Origin of the sequence: Fictibacillus phosphorivorans (genome assembly GCF_001629705.1) — a bacterium.
GTDB classification, from domain to species: domain Bacteria; phylum Bacillota; class Bacilli; order Bacillales; family Fictibacillaceae; genus Fictibacillus; species Fictibacillus phosphorivorans_A.
In genome coordinates, this window is the sequence record NZ_CP015378.1 from 2,310,748 (window position 1) to 2,330,875 (window position 20,128).

Consider the following 20,128-nt stretch of genomic DNA (forward strand, 5'->3'; position numbering starts at 1 on the left):
ACGTGTTAGAAGGAAGAAGAGAAACGTTTCCAAATGATGACCTCAAGAAGAATATGGAAGAGGCAGAGCGTGAAGTAAAAGAGATCGTCTCTACGATCGAACTTCCTGCTGCAACAGAACAACCGAAAGTAGCAAGATTAAGCTTTAACGATTTTCCGATCCTCGTGTTGTCACTCGCGGATGACAAACGAAGTATCGAAGAACTCAGTAAGATCGCAGAAGATGACATCAAAAGAGATTTTGAGAGCATCGAAGGGGTTTCAGAAGCCAAAGTCATCGGTAACAAACAAAAAGAGATACAACTCTCGTTCTCTCCTGAGAAGTTGAGTCAGTTTAAACTCCAAGAAGAGAACGTTGTAGAATATGTAAAAGCATTGAGCAAAGATACACCGCTCGGCTTACAAGTGGTCGAGCAAAAAGGACAAGCTTTCGTCGTGAATGGAGCAGTCGCTTCGATCGACGATTTAAAAAGTCTAGAGGTTCCCACGATTGAAAATGCTGAAGGCTTCGTGACGCTAGGGCAACTGGCTGAAGTAAAAGAAGTCACAAAAGAACAATCCGTTGCCAGAATCAACGGAAAGGAAGCAATCGGGATTCAAATCTATAAAAGTGCTGCAGGAAACACAGTTAAAGTGGTAGATGGCATCAAAGAGAAGATGGCCCTCTCCTCTTCCCACTCTTTCACGACTAAACAAGCGTTATGTCCTCCAAAACCAAAAGAATTACTCAAAACCGTTCTGATGCGATGGTTCTGCGCTCGGTTAGGCACAAAGTTTAAGTTCATATCTTCATCTGGTTCTGAATGATTAATAGTTGGCGGTACCAATTTGTTCTGTATGGATAACAGATAACACACTCGCGATTAGCTCGGCTGCCCCAGCACCACCCAATAAATGACCCGTCATCGATTTGATGGAACTGATCGGTAACTCGTAGGCTCGTTCACCGAACACTTTTTTTATCGCGTACGTTTCAGACTGATCATTTAATTTGGTACTCGTGCCATGTGCGTTGACGTAGTCGATGTCATCAGGTGTGAGGTTCGCATCTTGTATCGCTCGTTTCATGGCCATGATGACACCATCTCCTTCAGGGTCAGGAGCAGTTACACCGTATGCATCGTTAGTAGCTCCGTACCCTGCGAGTTCAGCGATAATGGGAACTCCACGACGGAGCGCTGATTCTTCTGACTCTAAAACGACGATCCCTCCACCTGATCCGATCACGAAGCCGTCCCGAGAACGATCGAAAGGCCGGCTGGCTTCTTGTGGAGAGTCGTTTCGGGTGGACAATGCATTTATCTTAGTGAACGATGCTAGATCCAGTGGTGTGATGGCTCCTTCAGTTCCTCCGGCAATCATGATATCCGCATCACCATATTGGATAGCACGCATCGCTTCACCGATACAGTTGCTGCTTGCCGCACAAGCAGTAACGAAAGAACCACTCTTTCCTTTTGCGCCAAGTTTAATTGCGATCTCACTTACGCTTGAGTTGATGAGCATCCCAGATGCAAGATAAGGACTGACTCTTCTTGCTCCTTTCGTGAGTAATGTCTGATGGTTTTCAAGAATCATACCTGTCCCACCTGAACCTGACCCAACTAAAACACCTACACTAAACGGGTCGAGTTCTTTCATATCTAGTGAAGCTTGTTCAATAGCTTCACGAGTAGCTGCCAAAGCATAATGTGTGAATGTATCCGTTCGATTGATCTCTTTAGAAGATAAATATTCGGTCGGATCAAAATTTTTTATTTCTCCTCCGATTCTTGAGGAGAAGGTCGATGTGTCAAAAGATTGGATATAATCAATCCCACTGACTCCTTTACTCAAGTTGAACCAAAAAGAGTCAAGGGTATGACCGATTGGTGAGATGATTCCCATTCCCGTTATAACCACTTTTTTTCGCATAAGTAGCTCCTTCTTAACTAATATCATGTCAATTCTACAAATATTGCGTTAATCACCACATCCGTAATTTCCGCAACTTTAAGGTTCACAGTAGCTTATGAATTTTTTTGCTTTTTTCCTTTCGAGAAGAACGGATTTCGTTCTCTTCTTTTTAAAACAAATACTTTTGTTTCCTTGAAATAAATAGTTCTATGAAAATCGATTTATTTTTTGATAATCTGTAAAGGAATAAAGTAAAAGCTACACCAAAGAAGTCTAAGCCAAACTTTAGACTTTTGAATAAGGGAAGTCGTGATAGAAATGAAGAGGGAGTCAATAAACTTTATTGTTTTACTTCAAACGGTAGTAAATATTAAAGATGAGATAACCAATGGAGAATCACTTGGATTTATACAAGTCCATATGCTTTTGTTAGTGAAAAAATATAAGAATATGACAGTTACGGAGATAGCTTTAAAAATGTATGTCAAACAACCCTCAGTATCGGCACTTAGCGATAAACTGATTAAGAAGGGTCTTATCCAAAGAAAATATAACCAGCTTGACAGGAGAAGTGTAAGTATAAGCCTTTCAGATAATGGAATGGTTAAAGCGGAACAACTGAAAAGGAAAACAGAAGATATAATGAAGAGAATGGAAGAGAATATATCGTTAGAAGAAAGAATCGTGTTCAATCAGATTCTGTCCAAGATAGATGTTTAATAACAAATACCAATGTGGTTTAAATAGACGTATATTGAAATAGACGATTTAAAGGTTTATAATGGTCTTAGATAGAACATAGTATAAAAAGGGAGCATCGGCCACCAACCGATACCCCATAACAGCTATTCTGCAAGAAGTGCAGTGGCTTTAAGTAAATAGAGATACAAAAAAGTAACCTATCACCAGCGGCCAGCAGGGTGGGTTACTTTTTTGTTGTAACCGCGATTACTGCAACGATCAGTGTTGCAAAAGAGATCATGAGTGTTAGTGTATCAGAAACAGTAACCATCAGCGACACCCCCTTTCTTACCGGGGATTGCCACTGCCCACCCTGCATATGTAGCTGTTCCTCTTATTATATCATAGAAAAGTCCTCCCTTTTGCTCCAGATTAATTGTCGCCATTCCCTTTTTCTTTCCCTTTTATAAAACCTCATATACAACAACATATATGTGGTTTTATACATATAAGCATATATTAAAGATAACAATACAATTAGATAATATATTAAACAGAATGTTATTTAAATTCAGAAATATTTTATTACAGTTTATAACTTAATAAATTCATTCTTCATACCGATAGGATAGTTGTACATATGGTAATTCCTGATTCCAGCTGGGATCCACTTAAAAAAGAGAATAAGGCAAACCCGCCGAAAGACGGGGACGCAAAGCCTACAGATCTAAAGCAGAATTGCTAGGATGGCTGGGTTGCACAACGTTTTAAAACGTCCTATTTGTGCTACTCAATAGGTCGTTTTTTTATGAACAAAGGAGATACATCCATGAAAAAAATTGCAGACGTTCTTGTGATGAACTTAAAAAACTTAGGCGTTGAACACACATTTGGTATTCCAGGTAAAGCCGTCGTACCGATTCTGCTGGAACTTGATCGACAAGGAATCCCTTTTAACCTAACCAGACATGAAGGTGGAGCTGGCTACATCGCTTCTGGTTACTCTCTCATGAATAAAACGATCGGTGTTGCCATCGGAACCTCTGGACCTGGAGGGACCAATCTATTAACAGCTGCCGCACAGGCGAAAGCTTGGCATCTACCCGTGTTGTTCTTAACTGGACAACCTTCTTCTAAAGACATCGGAAAACCGTTCGGTCAGGACTCCACTTCTTTTGGTACCGATCTTATAAAGATGTTTGAACCCGTCACAAAGTTCAGCGCAAGAGTTGATCGTGCTGAATCGTTTCAGAGCTACTTTACACATGCGATCGAAAAAGCGCTTCATGGCGTTAAAGGACCGGTTCACCTCTCCATTCCGATGGATGTGTTGCTTGAGGAGATAGAACCTTTCCTCTTGCAACCGAAAGAGGCGCCACAGATGGTTGCGACGAAAGAGTCGTTACAAGAAGCTTTAACAAGTATTCATAACGCAAAACGTCCCGTGATGATCTTAGGAAAAGGCGTTCATGCTTCACATGCCTACGAAGAAGTCATACAGTTGGCAGAAGCCTTCAGCATCCCTGTGATGACGACACCCGGTGGAAAAGGCACGTTCCCTACCACCCATGAACTTTCTCTAGATGGATTCGGGCTCGGAGGATCAGATCGGTCAGCAGACTATCTTACTCAAAGAAGTGATCTTGTAATCGTGATAGGTTCTAAGTTATCAGACATGTCGATCGTCGGTCTGGACCCGTCTCGCTACCCGGAGACTATCATCCATTTTGATTATGATCATACGTTCATCGGTAAATCGATTCCGGCTATTACGCATCATATCCTTGGAGATGCGGCAAGTAACGTGAGAAGTTTGTTGAGTTTATGGAACGGAGAAAATGCTCGTCCACGACCACAGATTCTCAAAGAAACAAGTGTGGAAGAAGGATCAACTACCGAGAGGATGTTATCAAAAGACATCATCTTAACACTACGAGAATCTCTACCTAGCGAGACGGTATTCTTCGGTGATGATGGTAGCCATTCGTTTTATGCCATCAAACACCTCTCCCTTCCCGTTCCTGGTTCATTTTATTTTGATGATGTGTTTGGAGCGATGGGACATGCGATCGGGTACAGCATCGGAGCAAAAGTGAGTAGACCTGAAAAACCAATCGTCTGTCTAGCGGGCGATGGATGCTTCTTCATGCATGGTAATGAGATATCAACTGCGGTCGACCTTGGAGCAGCAACTCTGTTTGTGATCTTTAACAACGGTCGATTGGATATGGTTGATAAAGGGATGTCTAAGAACGTGGGTAAAGCGGTAGGTACACGTTTCAAACAAGAACTGGATGTAGAAAAGTTTAGTGAAGCCATGGGCGCCCGCGCCTTTAAGTGTTGGAAACTAGAAGAGTTAAGAACAGCTGTAAAAAGTGGACTGAATCATCATGAAGGTCCGACCGTGATTGAAGTCATGGTAGACCAAGAAGAGATCCCGCCTACTTTACAAAGAGGGTAAACCGAGGAGGTGAAGGAAGTGTCAACACAAACAGAAGAAATGAAAAGCCTTGAGAACCTTTCTGGCAAGAAAGGTGTATCGATCATGAAGAATCTTAAAGAGGTCTTCCCCGATCTTGGTGATCTAGCCACAAAGCTTCATAAAGAGTTATATGAACGCGACGTACTCGATCTAAAACAACAAGAGATCATCACACTATCCATCTTAATCGCTCAAGGAAATACAGAATCTGCATTAAAATTTCATATCAACGCAGCTCTGCATGCGGGTCTGACAAAAGAAGAGATTTTTGAGATCATTCTTCACGCGGCACCGTATACAGGTTTCCCGCGAGCAATCAATGCGGTTTATTCCGCACATGAGATTTTTGTTGAGAATGGATTAGTAGAATAAAAACAAAATGGAGGAATGTATGATGAACGCAACTAAAGCAGTAACAAAGGTACATAGTGGAGTTTTTTATTGGAGAGCTACGACTACGATGATCACGATCGAAGAAGCAAAAGAGATCGCAGAAAGAGTTAAGAAAGAAGTAAGCAGCCCAAGCATCAAGTACTTTATCGTGGACAACCGTGAACTGAATGGTCCTTATAAACCAGACGTACAACAGGTTTGGTCTGATTTGATGGACGTTGTCGCTCAAAACGTTGAGAAGAACGTTGTGATCTGTAAAGATATCATCCAACAGATGCAGATCAACCGTATCTCGAAGAACACAGGAACAACTGATAAAGTGAAAGCCTTCATGGATGAAAAAGAAGCACTCGCTTTCATCAACCTAACTTCTTTCCCGTTCTGATCACTAGTTGCCCTCCTGTTTATACAGGAGGGCTTTTTTAAAAAGGAAAGAACGAAGTTCGCTCTTTCCCTTCATAGAGGTTACAGATAGCCCTTTTCTTTTAGACTTGTATATTCGGCATGTGCGTTCACGATCAAGTGGTCTAGTACTTCAATGCCAAGTACTTTTCCCGCTTCGATCAAACGTCTTGTGACTTCGATGTCTTCTCTTGAAGGTGTCGTGTCTCCAGAAGGATGTTGATGAGACACGATGATCGACATCGCGTTGTTGAGTATCGCTGACTTGAACACCTCCCGCGGATGTACGATGCTTGCTGCAAGTGACCCTACGTGACATCGATGAACCGCGACGATTCGGTTCTTTGTATTGAGACACATCACAAGAAACACTTCACGGTCTTCGTCTCCGATGATCTCCGCTGCGACTACAGCGGCATCGATGGGTGAGCGTACCATGTGTTTCTCACTTCCCTCTACCTCCTTGATCACTTGTTTGATCTGTTGAATTTCGTACATTTTCTCCATAGCTTTAACAGCTCCTCTCTTTGTTTGAGAAAGTGTTAAAGTTCTTCACGAAAAGAGAGTCAAGGGACTTTGAAGTTTGTGCAAGTTTTTTAAATAAAAAAGTTCACAAAGTTTGCTTGAAGTGAAACATAAAGCATCCCTTTACTTCTCTTACGAGGGAAGACTTACAATGAAAAGAACAAAGAGGAAAAGATGAGGGTTTCTCCTTGGAACCTCTTCTTAAATGACTGTTTAACAATATAAAAAGGGGGAGAATGCTTTTCCTCCCCTCTCCTTGCATGTACACACTTTTAAATCACGGATTGAAAATAAAAAATCCCCAGGCGCTGTACCCCAGGGATGATGTTTGTCAGTTTGTCAGTCAATTAAATCGCGTTTTATTGATTTATGAATTGTTATTATTTTTAATCTCTATAAAGTTGTAATTAACTAAGGGGAAGAATACGCTCTCCCCCTCTCATTACATGATTCACCCCCATCGGGGTCAGTGAAATTGCAAACAAACACGTTTGTTCACAAATTATCACTGAGTATCTTCAATATCTTCTGCTATTATACGCTTTAGAATTTTATCTTTCAGTTGCTCCAAGTAAGAGAGTGTTGTGTTTTGGTTGTTTAACAACTTGATGAAGTTACGAATGTATTCGTTCTCGTATTCTTCGAATGCTTCTTGGGCTAACTTTTTAGCACCTTGGACCAACTGAGAGAGGGAACGTCTTACATAGAATCTGGAAAGATCACGATCTCCTGCTTTAAGATGAAGATAGTTGATCACGTCCCCTCCCACTAAACAAATACAATGAGTATCTTTTACGATGGGATGATTTTGGATAAAAGTCTCGAGTTCAAAAGAAATGTAATGATGCTGACCATGAATAAGAAATAATCCATGCAACAGCTCACGATTGTTATCTAAAACCGCTTAGAAAACATGTGAGATAAACTTCTCTTCTCCACTAGTACGTTTCTTCATCTCCCTAACCTCGACTCTACCATAAGTTCAAAATATTTTTATTAGTGATCATCATTCATCTTCTAATTTCTTCAATATGTGATGCGAACGTGTTTACGTTGCTACCTACTTGCTAGATTGTCATCTTCTGATCACTGCCCTATATTATCGACCATTTAGAGAAGGAGTTTATGAATGTTCATGGCTAATCTCTAATTTAGTACCATTTAACGATCAAAAATCATTGCTCAAAACTTAGAGATAAAGGTTAACACCTTAAAGAACCATTTGAGTATCATCTACAGAAAACACCAAGTGACCAACCAAAACGCAGCTGTGGGCAAAGCGATCCAGTTCGTATAATGGTCAAATAATAGAATGACACCAGCTCCATTCGGATTTATGATGGGATATTATGGACCAGGATTTATCATCAGCTGAATCTTTCTACTGTGGGCGATAAGAAGACGTAGATTTGTTTTAAGAACTGTAGGATTTGTGATCGGTGCAACTCTAAACATGGTCTATGGGTTATGTATCGCTATTCTTATATTCATTATCTTTTTTAACTTTGGCTATGTTAAATAATTCTGTTGATATTTGATAAAAGCAAACAAATGTTCTACAATATAGTTAAGAATTTTCGTTTGGAGGGTTTGCAATGACGTTAAAGGAATTAATTGCAGAAATTAAAAAGTTAAATTCAGCAGAGCAACATCGTTTGAAAGAATTCTTTATCAATTCCATTTCGTCATTTTCTGCAAGTGAACCCGTATTTCAAGAAGTAACAGAACGAAAAAATAAAGATGGCTACACCTGTGTGCATTGCAGTTCTAAAGAAGTTGTTCGTTTCGGCAAGTATAAGGTGAAACTCGGAAATAAAGAAATTGAACGTCAGCGATACCGTTGTAAAGATTGCCTAAAAACTTTTACTGATGTTACCTCTACTCCCCTTTATTACACCCATAAGCCCGATAAATGGTTAGAATTCATTAAATGTATTTTAGAAGGGTTTTCCCTTCGTAAATCAGCGAACCTTATTGGCGATGTTCATCATGTTACCTTATTTTATTGGAGACACAAGGTATTAACTGCCCTAAAACAAATGGATTTTGATACATTTTCGGGCATCGTGGAGATGGATGAAACCTATTTTTTATTCTCTGAAAAAGGTAAAAGAAACATCGAAGGTCGTAAGCCTCGCAAACGTGGAGGTTATTCTAAATTTCGTGGTATCAGCTACGAACAAGTTTGTGTTTTAATAGCAAGAGACCGCCAAAAAGCCACGTATTCAGGTGTACTTGGTATGGGCAGAATTGTGAAAGCACAATTAGATAAGGCTATTGGTGCTAAATTAAGGACTGATAATACCCTTTGTACCGATGCTTGGAGGGCTTTTTCCACCTATGCAAGAAGCAAAGGAATGGAACATTATCGCTTTAAATCAGATGGAACGGAACGAGTCAAAGGGATTTATCATATTCAAAATGTCAACAACTATCACAAGTAGATTAAAAGGTTGGATGCAACGATTTAATGGCGTAGCTACAAAATACCTCGACCATTATTTGAGTTGGTTTCAATTCTTAGATATTGTTAAGCATCGCAGTGATAATGAATCAATAAGTAAAATGATTGTGGAGAGTTGTCTATATTCAATTAATGAAACCTATGATTCATTAAGAACGTATCAGTATTAGAACTTAATTGTTACTTTACAGGGCAATCTTATAGAAAGGAGGTAACTTGGAATGGGAGTAGCTATTCTTATCGTTTTAATACCGTTCTTAATTTTCGCTATTTTACTATCAAAAGGAAAAGGAGCTTCATTACTTGCAGGGTATAATACAATGTCTGACAGTGAAAAGGCTCAATATGATGAGGTAGATTTGTGCAAATTTATGGGGAAAATTATGTATGGTATTAGCTTTAGCATATTATTATTTGCATTGAGTGAGATGTTAGAAAACCAAATTTTATTTATTATAGGCCTTATTTCACTTTTAACTTTTATTATTTTTGCATTGGTGTACTCAAATACAAGAAACAGATTCAAAAAGAATGTTTAATGGTAATATACAGAGGACTTCATAACTTGAAGTCCTAAATTTATAAAACTAATCAACAATATTCATTAACATATCCTTAACTTTTGCTATTAAAGAATAAAAATAAAAAATACACAGTTAATCCATAGCATTACAATTGCATATTAGTTAACAATCATTTACTTTCTAATAGACTCCTCACTCGCGCAAGGTAACTTGTTCTTTCTTCTGTCGTCAACCCTTCTGTAGGTACTTGACTTAAAAGTTCCTCGATATCTTCCTTTTTAAAATCACCGTATGCGAGATCTGCCACCTTTTCACTTGCTCGTATCATCCCATTTAAGCGTTTTTTTATTAATCCTTTCGAGAGATCGTTTCCACTGTAACGGATATGCCAATCGTTGATAAACTCCCGACTGACCACACAGATTAACTTTAAACGGTTACGGTGTATGTAGTCTTCTATTTCTAGTTCATTCTGGTGATGAATATAATGACGAACCCCTTTTTGAACAATCAACCAATGAACGTGACTCACATCCCTCTCTAGGATGGCTCTTGTGCACCCTCTTACAAAGTCTTGTTCCCCTTTTGATATCCTCTTCTTCATCTTTGGTACCTCCTTTGCATGTATTACAACATGTGAGATACTTCGATAAATAATGACAATCTCCTTTCCCGTTAAAATAAAATGTTAAATATTTACCAGTTTTAAAAGAACGTATGTTCTTATATAATACAGAAGAAAAGGAGGTGTTTCATTTGATACGCGATCGAGGAAGTATAAAATGGACGAGTCTGATGCTGCCGGAACACGTAAAAGAGCTCAGACGGTACATATACGAAGAACATTATGACACACCAGAGCCCATTCTAGATGAGCAACAGATGGAAGAGATGAACGAAGTGATGTTAGAGGCTATGGAATACCATGTACCACTCATGTTTACGATTTATAAAAATAAACGGTTGATTACCCTATCTGGTTATATTCATTATATTGATACTAATAATAAGCAGCTTCGTATACTGGACATGAATGATAACGTAGAGTTTGTATCTTTTTCTGAAGTAAAAAAATTAGTTAAAATGGAAGGACTAATCTAAGAATATCGTTTACTAAGACACAAATGAGGCATCCTTGAGGAACAGCTCAAGAATGCCTCAAAAGGCATACCTCTATGAAAGATAGACTATCATATGCAATTCTCACAAGATGGTGCAAAATGTTAAGACCCTTTAATAACCAGTCATAAAACTTCGAGAAATTCAGCGCTTAAAAAGAAATCTAAAAGAGACAGAATACAACTTGAATAACTTGTCAGTTCCAGACCTTGTACGTATCAGTCAAGAGTTGGATGAGTTGATTATTTGTTATCAAATGTTAACGATAGCGACTGAAGAACAAAAATCAATATATGATGTTATATATGTTATTGATAACAATAATAATAAAATTACATTATAAAATGATCTTATTGTTTCTCGTCGTATATTTTCTCAATTCACGTAAAAGCTTTTCGATTCTATCAGGACTCAGAACGAGCTTGCCCTTAGCTATCTCAATGTTACGGTCACTTACTTCACCTGTAATCATACACGGCTGATGAGCATGTACTTTCTTTAAGATAATGGTTTCACTCTCTACAAAAATCTCTATATCATCACCCATCTCAATGTTTAGATCTCTTTTTAACTTAATAGGTATCCCGATCCTACCTAATCTATCTACTTTACGAACCATATTTGTATGTTCCACTCTAAACACCTCACTACTAATTGTCCAAACTATATATCGGAAAAAATTTATTTAATTGAACTGTAAGTTCATATTTATCTTATTTAGTGAATCGTTTTTATGAGGAGGTGTGGACACAACCATTTTTCCATGTTACTTTTTAAATCTTTCTAAAATACTATGTTAAGTAATTAAAGGTAGAGGAAGGTTGTTTGATTTATTCTTCCGACACACTACGCTTAGCTAGTTCATACACTTTTCTCGCTCCTGCATACGGCTCTTCTTTGCTGTATAAACGGTTCAAAAAGACACCTAAAGGTGAAGTTCCTGTGTTGTTCATCAAGATTGTAGTAATCTTTCTTTCTCGGTCAACGACGATATATTGCCCCCCGGAACCTACTGCCCATTGCAAAGTACCTTCCTTCTGTTTATCAAGCCACCACAGATAACCGTAACCTGTAAATTGATCTACATCGTTGATATAAGAATAGGAAGTAAAGCTTGCTTCGATCCAATTCTTAGGTATGATTTGTTTTCCTTTCCATTTTCCATCATTGGCATATAACGAACCAAATCTCGCTAGGTCTTCAGCGCACATATAGAAACGGTACATTGGGATAGATGTTTCTTCAGACTCTTGGTAAACAACGTTTTTAGGTTGAAACAATTTCATCTTCGTTGGACGAGCGATCCACTCATAGAAGGCGTCTCCTAGTCTTAAACCCGTTTCTTGCTCAAAGATGACACCTAGAGCATTAAAATCCCAATTGTTATAATAATAGTGTTCATTATGACTAAAACTACCTCGTTTTGGTCTTTTTTCTTTCATCGCTTTTGATTCACCGATAGCGTTGATGTAAATTCCTGACCTGGCTTTCAGTAAGTCTTCAACGGTTGCTTTTTTTTCTTCTTCTGTGAGTGGGTTCTGTTTATCATCGATCTCCAACTCATTTAATGTTTGATCTATTTGTATCAACCCTTTTGATTCAGCAATGCCGTACAGCGCACTGATGATACTCTTCCTTACAGAAGCTACGTTTGAGATTTCATGAGTATCTCCAAATTCCGCTAAGAAATCATGCCCCTCCATAATAAACATAGCATCGGCTTCATTTTGATCCATAATCTTCTCATACGAATCCTTTTGTATCTCGTAGCGATCAGATTTGCTTAATTTTTCATGGAAGTCATTGCCTTCAGAGTTTGTGAATGGAATACTCAAATATCCGATGACTCCTATAGCAAGTAGTATGATTGGTGTAATTAATAATGATTTCTTCAAGCTTATCTCTTCTCCTTATTGATTGATAATACTAGTATCAACCTTAAAGTAACTTGAAGGTCAACTTCTTTACACCATAAGACTTCTGGTATAATGTTTTTTCACATAACGTAATTGGAGGTGCGGTAATATGGAAGAAAAAACATATTTTACGATCGGTGAAATATCAAAATTATGCAGCGTTGCTGCTTCGACACTCCGATATTATGACCAGATAGACCTGCTCAAACCAACAGATTTAAACAGATCCAATAATTATCGATACTATACCTTCAAAGATATCGCCAAGATCAGAATTATCCAGAACTTAAGAGAACTAGATTTTTCAATCGATGAGATTTCTAGTATGTTTCAGGAGGGTGATATACTAAATCAACTAACGATAATGAAGAATAAACGCGAACTGATAAGGAAAGAGATTATAAACCTGCACAACAAGTACCGATCGCTCAATAAGAGGATACGAATCATCGAGAAAGAGATGGATGCATTCCCCTCTAACGATATAGAAGATATGAAGATAAAAGAGCTACCTAAGAGGAGAATCCTTTCTCTTAGAAAGCAAACGAATAGAGCGAACCTAAACCTTTATACATTACACTTTAATGAACTTATCTCGCATGCAAAAAAGAATAACATCTTTCCTTCAACACACCTGATGTTGATTCACCATCATATTGATGTTAATCTTCCATTCGACCAATCTAAATACGAGAAAGTTTTAAAAGATCTTGAGTTCTCTTTAATGATTGATCCTTCCATTACACTCGGTAGGGTTCTACCAGAAGGTACTTATCTCACATTCACAACAAAAGGAATGGCAGGAAAAGACACATTCTCTGCTATTTATGAAAAGATACAGGTTTGGCTTAGATTCAATAAATATAGAGCTACAGGGCCGTTAATCGATCTTTTATTAACGAACTTGACGAATCTACAACCTGATCAAATTCCTGATAACATCCTAACTGAAGTTCAGATTAAGATTGAAAAGGTCTAAAATAAACAACCCATCTTCAACAACTGAAAGAATTATAAGAGCAGGAACTCTAATTAGAGTTCCTGCTTAGTTTTAGTATTGATGTTCCGTGTCTAGATGATCCTCTCTTGCGCTAAGCACCGCATGAATCTTCATGTCTTCGATATCGAGCTGGTCCATCTCTTTTTCTACCTTCTCTCTTTCTAATCCCTCCAACTCCCACTTCAACCCTAGAAGTTCAGTAAGCTTTCTAGCAATTTCTCTACTTCTTTGAAGTAAGACTTCATCGCTTAGATGCTGATAATCTTCTATCTTTACTTCGTGGATTCTCCATTTCAAGTTGATCTCTCCCTTCTTTGATAAGAAGGAGTAAATCTTTACGAAAAGAGGTGTCAAGGGACAAGAAGTTTGTGTAAGTTTTAGCTTTATAAAAGTTCACAAAGTTTGCTGAAAGCATCCCTTTACACGTCTTATGAGTGAATGATTAGACTAGAAAGAAAGAAGAAGGAAGGTGGACAAAAAAACTTGTAGACTTATAAAAGCTACAAGTTTCTCCATTAAAGATTCCATTTTACAAAAGACTCCTACACCTTGTTCTTATATATGAACTTCCGGCTCGTTCGGTATGGCGGGTAACCGTAAACAAAACAGGAACCTGCCGGCATGTAGGCAAAGGATGAGCCGTACAGACCGTAGTTATCGTTTTCGTTTAATACCGAAGCGACACGTTACAGAATGACAGAAAGACGTTCTTCCTTTCTGATCAGTCTGTCGTGCAGCCGCCCAACATATAAGATAATCCATATACATCTAACATTATTAAGGTATAAAATCAAGATAAACTTAAATCATATATCAACATATATGTTAACAACAAAATATAATTTCTATTATTCATATACTTATATTTACAACTTAAAATATATCTCTATTTAAGTCTGATTAAAGAAACTCTAATGAAGTGACATCCATAAATAACATTTAAAGTTACAATCTTAGTCATGTTGAATGACAATAAGTAAAGAACGCAAATGATACAATATAAATAAGTACATAAAGAACGAAGAGGAGAACCGTATGTCTCAATTAAAAGAACTTTTACAGTTAGATCTATCCTATTATGAAACCTTCTCCAACCGAAGCGATAAGTCATGGGGAAGTCTATTTTACAAAGAGAACCAACCGAACTATTATGATTCCAACCATGCTCATATCTTAGATGAATGTATCCATCCTATATCAGTCATAGACGAAGTGATAAGTTTTTATCAATCCAAACAGATTACCCCTAGGTTTTATATATACAACATAGAGAAACAACAAAGACTCATCACAGAATTAAAATCAAGGAACTTTGGATATGAAGAACTCATCAATCCTGTTCAGTTATGGAATAACGCTGTCACAGACATAAAAAGTACGGAGAACGTCTCAATCGAAGAAGTCACAAAAAAGAACTACCAAGAAGCGTTAGACATCGAGTGCAGCATCACAGAGTTTGGAGGCAGAGAATCTATTGAAAAAGTGTTTAAGAAACAGTTTCACCATCCATCATTCACACACTACCTTCTCCGACTAGATGGGATAGCATGTTCAACGGCTTGTATGTTTGAAGAGAACGAGAATGCTCGCATGGAGAGTGTGGCGACATTAGAAGCTTATAGAGGTAGGGGACTCATTGGAGAGATGATCCGATTCATACAAAAAGAAGTGATACATAGAAAGATCGAAAAACTATGGGTTTTCCCGATTAATGAATCCATCGAAAGAGTCTACCAAAAGTACAACTTTCAAACCATAACCAAGTTCCGAAGCGGACATGCCTTTTTGAGCGGGAAGAGTATACAGGAGATCCGTGAATAAGCAACGAACGAAACTTTAACTCTCTTGATCGTATTTGCAACACGAGTCGTAGTAAACGTCACCAATACAAAAAAGTAACCACCCTCCGTCCGGCCAGACGAAAATTAATAGGGTAGGTTACTTTTTTAAATAGATAGTCAATATGAGCCACCGCTCTTCTTGTCGGTAACTGCGGAACTCTAATATGTGTATAGCATATTCAACTTCTGTCTTTATAATAATATTTGTTTTTCTCATTTCCAAGTAAGCTTAACTATCCGCTCAGAATTTAAAATCAGTAATAACTTCTGGCAAAATACCTAGCGTCTTCACCCACCATCAAGATAATCCTAAGAAATATAGTCCTCTTACATCGGTAAATCCTCGTATATGTAACGGTTTTGATCAAACCCTTTTAATTCCCCCACTTTAAACATTTATAAATGAGCATCATAAATGTGTGCCAAATCAAAAACACCTTATAAACATTCCAATAACATTTGGTTGCATTTTTAACACCTATACATCAAAGTTGCGGCGGGGTTCCTTCAACAAATAGTATGGAAATACTTTGAGCTTGATTTATACTGTTAATAACAGGATACTGCGAATAACAGTAATTAAATTTATCGATCATAAGGAGGTTATTATATTGAAACATACTGGCAAACATACCGGTGCTTTTCTATTGTTGTTTTTAACAGAGGGCGATAACTATGGAGGGAAACTTTTACAAAAATGTAGAGAAGAACTTCCGAACAATCCCATCGATAGTCCGATCCTATATCGCACTCTGAAGCAGTTAGAGAAAGAAGGTTGTATCGATTCTTATCTAGATTCAACGGATGCAGATAAACCGATAAAGATGTATAGAATGACTGAGATTGGTAGAAAGAAGCTTGAAGAATTTCAAACAGACATCGAAGAAAAGATGAAGAACCTGACATTCTTCATGCAGAAATACAAAGATTGGAAAGGTCAGTAAGATGATCAGTGGTATGGTTCTTTATACAGTCGCCACTCTATATCTCGTGTTCTCCTTTTATAGAGATAAACATAAAACAATGGCGGCGTTACGTAGTTCATGGAAAATGTTTTATAACGTTCTACCTGATCTTTTAGCGATCATGCTCTTTGTGGGACTTATTTTATCTCTTCTGACGCCATCTCTTATTTCTTCCATCATTGGTGAAAATTCAGGGTTACTCGGTGTTGCTTATTCAACCTTCATTGGTTCTATTGCTCTCATTCCGAGCTTTATCGTCTTTCCTCTTGGAAAAACATTGGTTCAAAATGGTGCTGCTCTTCCACAAGTGGCCGTGTTAATGTCAACGCTCATGTCGGTCGGACTTGTTTCGTTACCACTAGAACAAAAAACATTCGGAAAAAGCTTTGCTTATGCAAGGAACGGGGCAGCTATACTAATGTCTCTATTATTCGGAGTAATCGTTTGGATGGTGCTATCATGACACGATTAAAAAAATATCGATTGTTCTTGTTCTTATTATTCGGCCTTTTGCTTCTAGCTATACTGGATCAAAAATTGGCTATACAGTCCGTGGAGTTGACCGGTAAAAGCCTATTGGATATGTTACTTCTTCTGCCCCCTGTTTTTATACTGGTTGGATTGTTGGATCAGTGGATAAAGAAAGAAACACTTATCAAATATATGGGTAGAGGTTCTGGTGTAAAAGGGATCCTTATCACGCTCTTTCTAGCGACAGTAGCTGCTGGACCTCTCTATATAGCCTTTCCGATCGCCGTACTTCTACTAAAAAAGGGAGCGGGTGTTCGGAACATCGTATTTTTCTTAGGGGCATGGTCCACAGTAAAATTCCCTGTACTGATCTATGAGTTCACATCATTCGGAGCTGAATTCACGCTTCTACACATTACGTTTGGTCTTCTGTTCTTTTATCTTACAGGCATGCTTTTTGAAAAAATCTATACCCAAGAAAAGTTGTTGCAGCATGATAACACCATGAAAACATAACAATAGAAAATAAACTGAACGAATATGTGTAATGCAAATCACATATAAGAACCCCTATCTCTATAAATGAGATGGGGGTTCTTGCAGTTTAAACAATTGTTTAAGTATACACCTTGAATTCTAGTTTAATTATTAGATACGCATACCAACCGTTCATTTAGAAGTGTAAGAAACATACTTTAAGTTTGCAAAGATTCACCTTATTCGTAAGTAAATGTGAATAGTTATTATCTTAATGCCCATCCTACCGGTACCTTGTTTTTTTAAGTTTCAAATATAGAAACTTTTTATCTTTTTTTGATTTACTATCTTTGTCCTATTAACATGAATCACGTACGAAAGAAGGTGAATCCATTGAGTCAGTACGAAGTGGCTACATTGAAAAAAGGGCTACTAATATTAGATGCGTTGCAAGAAGGTGACATGACTCTTCAAAATGTTATTGAAAAATTCTCATTCAATAAATCTACAGCTTTTCGCTTGCTGTTCACGCTTGAAAGAATGGGATATGTAAAAAAATCGGCCATTATTATAGCCTAACGAATAAAATCGGAGCTTTGTCTACTCCCTATGACGCCAAAACAAATTGGTTATCCGTTCCACCTCTGCACGAATTGAGTAGAGAAACCGGTGAGACAGCGTATGTAGGTATCCTTTATGGAACTGATGTGGTAACCGCTCAAGTTGTAGAAGGACCTCATGCCATAAGGGCTCATTCTGAAGTAGGAGACCGATTTCCTAAAAAACTCCCGTACCAAAAGTTTAATACCCACAACATGTGAAAAATTTATACATTATGAAAAGCCAAATTACTAAACACTTTAGTAATTTGGCTTTTTTAAATGAATCCAACCACAAGACACTTTATACAAAGTAAAAGTCGCTCATTTAAAGAAAAACAAAAAGCCATCCCATTTAATAATGGCTCTGATCTATTTTATGTTAACTCTTCTGAAAGGTAAGCCTTGTATATGTCACCAATTATCCCCTTTAGTTGATGTACACCTAGGTCAGTATTTGTCATAATGACTAATCCTGATTTTAAATAAGGGTAAGCCACCAACAAACATTGAAAACCAACACCCCAACCAAGTGATGAGATTTCAATCCCTTTATCGTTTTTATCTAGGAAAGCACCAAGCCCCGTCCACTCCTTGCAACCTTGAGGAGTCATCACTTCTAATGCTTTTTTTCTTGAAAGGTTTAGGTTACTTTCACCCCTTAAAGAACTCATCAGTTCAATGACCAAAGAAGCTAAATCTGAAGGGGTTGTCCATAACCCTGAAGCGGCTGGATATGGATAGATAGGATATCTTTCATCTACGACATCTCCACGTTTATCGTGACCACAAGAGACATTCTTTTTTTCTTCTTCTGAGATAGGAAGTTTGTATGTACTTTCTTTCATATGTAACGGTTGGAAGATCAATTCGTTCATTACGTCCTGGAACGGTTTTCTCATAACATCTTCGATTAATTGCTGTATGATGCAAAAACCTGCGTCTGAATAGTGAAAGTCGGTCTCAGGTTCATACTTTATTTCAATGGGATCTTTACAATAGGGCGTGGTTCCTTTCAATAACTCGACAATAGAGGGATTACCTATTATCAAATTGAGTTCAGTAAAACTTCCTTCAGGGTCAATGATCCCCGATTGGTGACTGAGTAAATTTCGCAGTGTTACTTTTTTATTCCCATTCAACTCATTATAAGGAACACGCCACGATGAAAGTTTCTCGTTCACATCTTCATCTAGATCAAGAATACCTTGTTCCGTCAATTTCATCACGAGTATAGAAGTTAAAAACTTACTGATTGAGCAGGCACTAAAGATAGAGTCGCTTTCTACTTGTTTATCTGTTCCGTTTTCAAGTACTCCAAAACAATCTGTGCTTTTTATATGACCCCCATCAATTTCTGCAATGCTCAATCCCGCTACCTGATAATCTTCCATCAACTTTTTTATGTTGAGGTTTTGTTTCACACTTTTCATACTTACCTCCGATAGTAGATTTTGACTTATGTATTTGAAGCAGTTAATATATATAATTTAAATACAAAATATACAACATCATATATGTCAATAATATTATCAACATTGCTTCTATACTCTTATATAAAGTGAAAGAACGATAAAGCTTAATTGAAGATCTTACTCAACAGGTATCCAAATCTCCATCTCCTAGTCATCACACTCTTCCTTACCGAATAGATCAGTTCGAACAATCTCGATCTCAGGCATCCCTGCTTTAATGCTATATCCGTTCCTATCGAATACCCTCCAGATCTCTCCGTATGTAGCGGTTATATTTTTAGCCGGTCCTCTGTGAGTAAACACCACATACTTCTGCTCTGGAAACGTATGAAGGGTCATATCTTCTTTTACTTTATGAAAATTTACACGATCGATCTCGATTCCACAGGTGTAGAAGTATTGATTACTTCTTGGTGATAGACAAATGCCTACGATCTTTTCTACTCCTTCTTCCCCAATAATTGATGCAGCTCTTTTCCACAAACTTGGTATGGGATAGACCAACTCACCATCCCATTTTCCTACAGAACTGTACCCGACTATTACGAATGCTTTCTTTACCACTTCTTGAAATTCCATCTTTGATCCCACCTTTTAGAATGTAACTTCATCATAGCGGGATGGTATTTTAAAAACTTAACGTTTCTTGCTGACTTTTGAGCCTACTGAAAGTTAAATCTTCCCTGCTTAAATCTAATGAGAATTAGTAAACTAGAAGTCGATTGCGCCTTGGAGATAGATGGTGTGGAAAATATGCGAATAAAACGTTTTACTATGCAAATCAGAAAAGTCATTAACCAGTTAATCTTTCCGTTTTGACTGTCCTAACCCTCAAAACACTTCGTCTCTATAAGTATTAACTTACAGCCTATAGGTTCATGTTCTAAAAATAAAACCAG

Annotated in this window: 25 protein-coding genes, 1 pseudogene and 1 riboswitch; of the genes and pseudogenes, 16 read left to right on the forward strand and 10 right to left on the reverse strand. The window is 37.8% G+C overall.

Annotated features, from left to right (window positions below; all coding sequences use genetic code 11):
• The first annotated feature begins 2 nt into the window (after positions 1-2).
• Positions 3-806 (forward strand): efflux RND transporter permease subunit, encoded by an 804-nt coding sequence (locus tag ABE65_RS22225; RefSeq protein ID WP_156499168.1) that lies wholly within the window; start codon positions 3-5, stop codon positions 804-806.
• Here ABE65_RS22225 and ABE65_RS11790 read toward each other — a convergent pair whose 3' ends face one another.
• Entirely contained in the window at positions 807-1,913 is a 1,107-nt protein-coding gene (locus ABE65_RS11790) for a beta-ketoacyl-[acyl-carrier-protein] synthase family protein (protein ID WP_066395077.1), read from the reverse strand.
• Positions 1,914-2,213: 300 nt separating this feature from the next.
• On the opposite strand from ABE65_RS11790, the gene ABE65_RS11795 reads away from it, so the two are divergent.
• Entirely contained in the window at positions 2,214-2,615 is a 402-nt protein-coding gene (locus ABE65_RS11795) for a MarR family winged helix-turn-helix transcriptional regulator (RefSeq protein ID WP_066395079.1), read from the forward strand.
• A 205-nt stretch (positions 2,616-2,820) separates the two neighbouring features.
• On the opposite strand, the gene ABE65_RS22230 is transcribed toward ABE65_RS11795, so the two are convergent.
• Positions 2,821-2,955 (reverse strand): putative holin-like toxin, encoded by a 135-nt coding sequence (locus ABE65_RS22230; protein ID WP_231887798.1) that lies wholly within the window; start codon positions 2,953-2,955, stop codon positions 2,821-2,823.
• Positions 2,956-3,253: 298 nt separating this feature from the next.
• A riboswitch (cyclic di-GMP riboswitch) is annotated at positions 3,254-3,339 on the forward strand.
• 66 nt (positions 3,340-3,405) lie between these two features.
• Here ABE65_RS22230 and ABE65_RS11800 point away from each other — a divergent pair.
• From ABE65_RS11800 to ABE65_RS11810, 3 genes are read left to right on the forward strand one after another with little or no spacing between them, the layout of a single operon-like run.
• Positions 3,406-5,037, forward strand: a complete 1,632-nt coding sequence (locus tag ABE65_RS11800; RefSeq protein ID WP_066395081.1) for a thiamine pyrophosphate-binding protein — start codon at positions 3,406-3,408, stop codon at positions 5,035-5,037.
• A gap of 18 nt (positions 5,038-5,055) precedes the next feature.
• Positions 5,056-5,430, forward strand: coding sequence for a carboxymuconolactone decarboxylase family protein (locus ABE65_RS11805; RefSeq protein ID WP_082861403.1), 375 nt, complete (start codon positions 5,056-5,058; stop codon positions 5,428-5,430).
• A gap of 19 nt (positions 5,431-5,449) precedes the next feature.
• Positions 5,450-5,836, forward strand: a complete 387-nt coding sequence (locus tag ABE65_RS11810) for a hypothetical protein (protein WP_156499170.1) — start codon at positions 5,450-5,452, stop codon at positions 5,834-5,836.
• An 80-nt stretch (positions 5,837-5,916) separates the two neighbouring features.
• On the opposite strand, the gene ABE65_RS11815 is transcribed toward ABE65_RS11810, so the two are convergent.
• Both ABE65_RS11815 and ABE65_RS11820 read right to left on the reverse strand, forming a co-directional pair.
• On the reverse strand, positions 5,917-6,360 hold the full coding sequence (locus ABE65_RS11815) for a JAB domain-containing protein (protein WP_082861404.1): 444 nt from the start codon (positions 6,358-6,360) through the stop codon (positions 5,917-5,919).
• A gap of 523 nt (positions 6,361-6,883) precedes the next feature.
• A complete protein-coding gene (locus ABE65_RS11820; RefSeq protein WP_066395092.1) occupies positions 6,884-7,135 on the reverse strand; it encodes a hypothetical protein in 252 nt (83 codons plus the stop codon).
• An 838-nt stretch (positions 7,136-7,973) separates the two neighbouring features.
• On the opposite strand from ABE65_RS11820, the pseudogene ABE65_RS11825 reads away from it, so the two are divergent.
• Both ABE65_RS11825 and ABE65_RS11830 read left to right on the forward strand, forming a co-directional pair.
• A pseudogene (locus tag ABE65_RS11825) lies at positions 7,974-9,012 on the forward strand (IS1595 family transposase).
• A gap of 51 nt (positions 9,013-9,063) precedes the next feature.
• Entirely contained in the window at positions 9,064-9,381 is a 318-nt protein-coding gene (locus ABE65_RS11830; protein WP_066395095.1) for a DUF3784 domain-containing protein, read from the forward strand.
• Positions 9,382-9,535: 154 nt separating this feature from the next.
• Here ABE65_RS11830 and ABE65_RS11835 read toward each other — a convergent pair whose 3' ends face one another.
• Complete coding sequence (locus tag ABE65_RS11835; protein ID WP_066395096.1) at positions 9,536-9,970, reverse strand: hypothetical protein; 435 nt, start codon at positions 9,968-9,970, stop codon at positions 9,536-9,538.
• Between the two features lie 152 nt (positions 9,971-10,122).
• Here ABE65_RS11835 and ABE65_RS11840 point away from each other — a divergent pair, with 152 nt between their 5' ends.
• Positions 10,123-10,467: a YolD-like family protein gene (locus ABE65_RS11840; protein WP_066395106.1), complete on the forward strand. Its 345-nt coding sequence runs from the start codon at positions 10,123-10,125 to the stop codon at positions 10,465-10,467.
• Between the two features lie 160 nt (positions 10,468-10,627).
• Complete coding sequence (locus ABE65_RS22440) at positions 10,628-10,828, forward strand: Spo0E family sporulation regulatory protein-aspartic acid phosphatase (RefSeq protein ID WP_419471051.1); 201 nt, start codon at positions 10,628-10,630, stop codon at positions 10,826-10,828.
• Here the strand turns inward: ABE65_RS22440 and ABE65_RS11845 are convergent.
• Positions 10,823-11,119, reverse strand: coding sequence for an AbrB/MazE/SpoVT family DNA-binding domain-containing protein (locus ABE65_RS11845; protein WP_066395109.1), 297 nt, complete (start codon positions 11,117-11,119; stop codon positions 10,823-10,825). The genes ABE65_RS22440 and ABE65_RS11845 overlap by 6 nt on opposite strands.
• A 196-nt stretch (positions 11,120-11,315) precedes the next feature.
• Positions 11,316-12,380, reverse strand: a complete 1,065-nt coding sequence (locus ABE65_RS11850) for a serine hydrolase domain-containing protein (protein WP_066395112.1) — start codon at positions 12,378-12,380, stop codon at positions 11,316-11,318.
• A gap of 130 nt (positions 12,381-12,510) precedes the next feature.
• On the opposite strand from ABE65_RS11850, the gene ABE65_RS11855 reads away from it, so the two are divergent.
• Positions 12,511-13,380, forward strand: coding sequence for a MerR family transcriptional regulator (locus ABE65_RS11855; RefSeq protein WP_066395114.1), 870 nt, complete (start codon positions 12,511-12,513; stop codon positions 13,378-13,380).
• 72 nt (positions 13,381-13,452) lie between these two features.
• On the opposite strand, the gene ABE65_RS11860 is transcribed toward ABE65_RS11855, so the two are convergent.
• Positions 13,453-13,698 carry a hypothetical protein gene (locus ABE65_RS11860; protein WP_066395116.1) on the reverse strand — a complete coding sequence of 82 codons (246 nt, stop codon included), beginning with the start codon at positions 13,696-13,698 and terminating at the stop codon, positions 13,453-13,455.
• Positions 13,699-14,436: 738 nt separating this feature from the next.
• Between ABE65_RS11860 and ABE65_RS11865 the strand changes: the two genes are divergently transcribed.
• The 6 genes from ABE65_RS11865 to ABE65_RS22445 all read left to right on the forward strand — a co-directional run bounded on the left by ABE65_RS11865 (position 14,437) and on the right by ABE65_RS22445 (position 17,976).
• Positions 14,437-15,222, forward strand: coding sequence for a GNAT family N-acetyltransferase (locus ABE65_RS11865; RefSeq protein ID WP_066395118.1), 786 nt, complete (start codon positions 14,437-14,439; stop codon positions 15,220-15,222).
• A 631-nt stretch (positions 15,223-15,853) separates the two neighbouring features.
• On the forward strand, positions 15,854-16,186 hold the full coding sequence (locus tag ABE65_RS11870; protein ID WP_066395121.1) for a PadR family transcriptional regulator: 333 nt from the start codon (positions 15,854-15,856) through the stop codon (positions 16,184-16,186).
• Between the two features lies 1 nt (position 16,187).
• A complete protein-coding gene (locus tag ABE65_RS11875; protein WP_066395123.1) occupies positions 16,188-16,670 on the forward strand; it encodes a hypothetical protein in 483 nt (160 codons plus the stop codon).
• The gene (locus ABE65_RS11880; protein WP_066395125.1) at positions 16,667-17,194 is read left to right on the forward strand and encodes a permease; all 528 of its coding nucleotides are present in this window, start codon (positions 16,667-16,669) and stop codon (positions 17,192-17,194) included. Before ABE65_RS11875 ends, ABE65_RS11880 begins: the two co-directional genes overlap by 4 nt.
• A gap of 354 nt (positions 17,195-17,548) precedes the next feature.
• Positions 17,549-17,734, forward strand: a complete 186-nt coding sequence (locus tag ABE65_RS11885; RefSeq protein WP_066395126.1) for a helix-turn-helix domain-containing protein — start codon at positions 17,549-17,551, stop codon at positions 17,732-17,734.
• 17 nt (positions 17,735-17,751) lie between these two features.
• On the forward strand, positions 17,752-17,976 hold the full coding sequence (locus ABE65_RS22445; protein WP_419471029.1) for an IclR family transcriptional regulator domain-containing protein: 225 nt from the start codon (positions 17,752-17,754) through the stop codon (positions 17,974-17,976).
• Positions 17,977-18,131: 155 nt separating this feature from the next.
• Here ABE65_RS22445 and ABE65_RS11890 read toward each other — a convergent pair whose 3' ends face one another.
• Together ABE65_RS11890 and ABE65_RS11895 are read right to left on the reverse strand one after the other, a co-directional pair.
• Positions 18,132-19,187, reverse strand: coding sequence for a serine hydrolase domain-containing protein (locus ABE65_RS11890; protein ID WP_066395129.1), 1,056 nt, complete (start codon positions 19,185-19,187; stop codon positions 18,132-18,134).
• Between the two features lie 189 nt (positions 19,188-19,376).
• Positions 19,377-19,808: a GyrI-like domain-containing protein gene (locus ABE65_RS11895; RefSeq protein WP_066395131.1), complete on the reverse strand. Its 432-nt coding sequence runs from the start codon at positions 19,806-19,808 to the stop codon at positions 19,377-19,379.
• Positions 19,809-20,128: the final 320 nt, after the last annotated feature.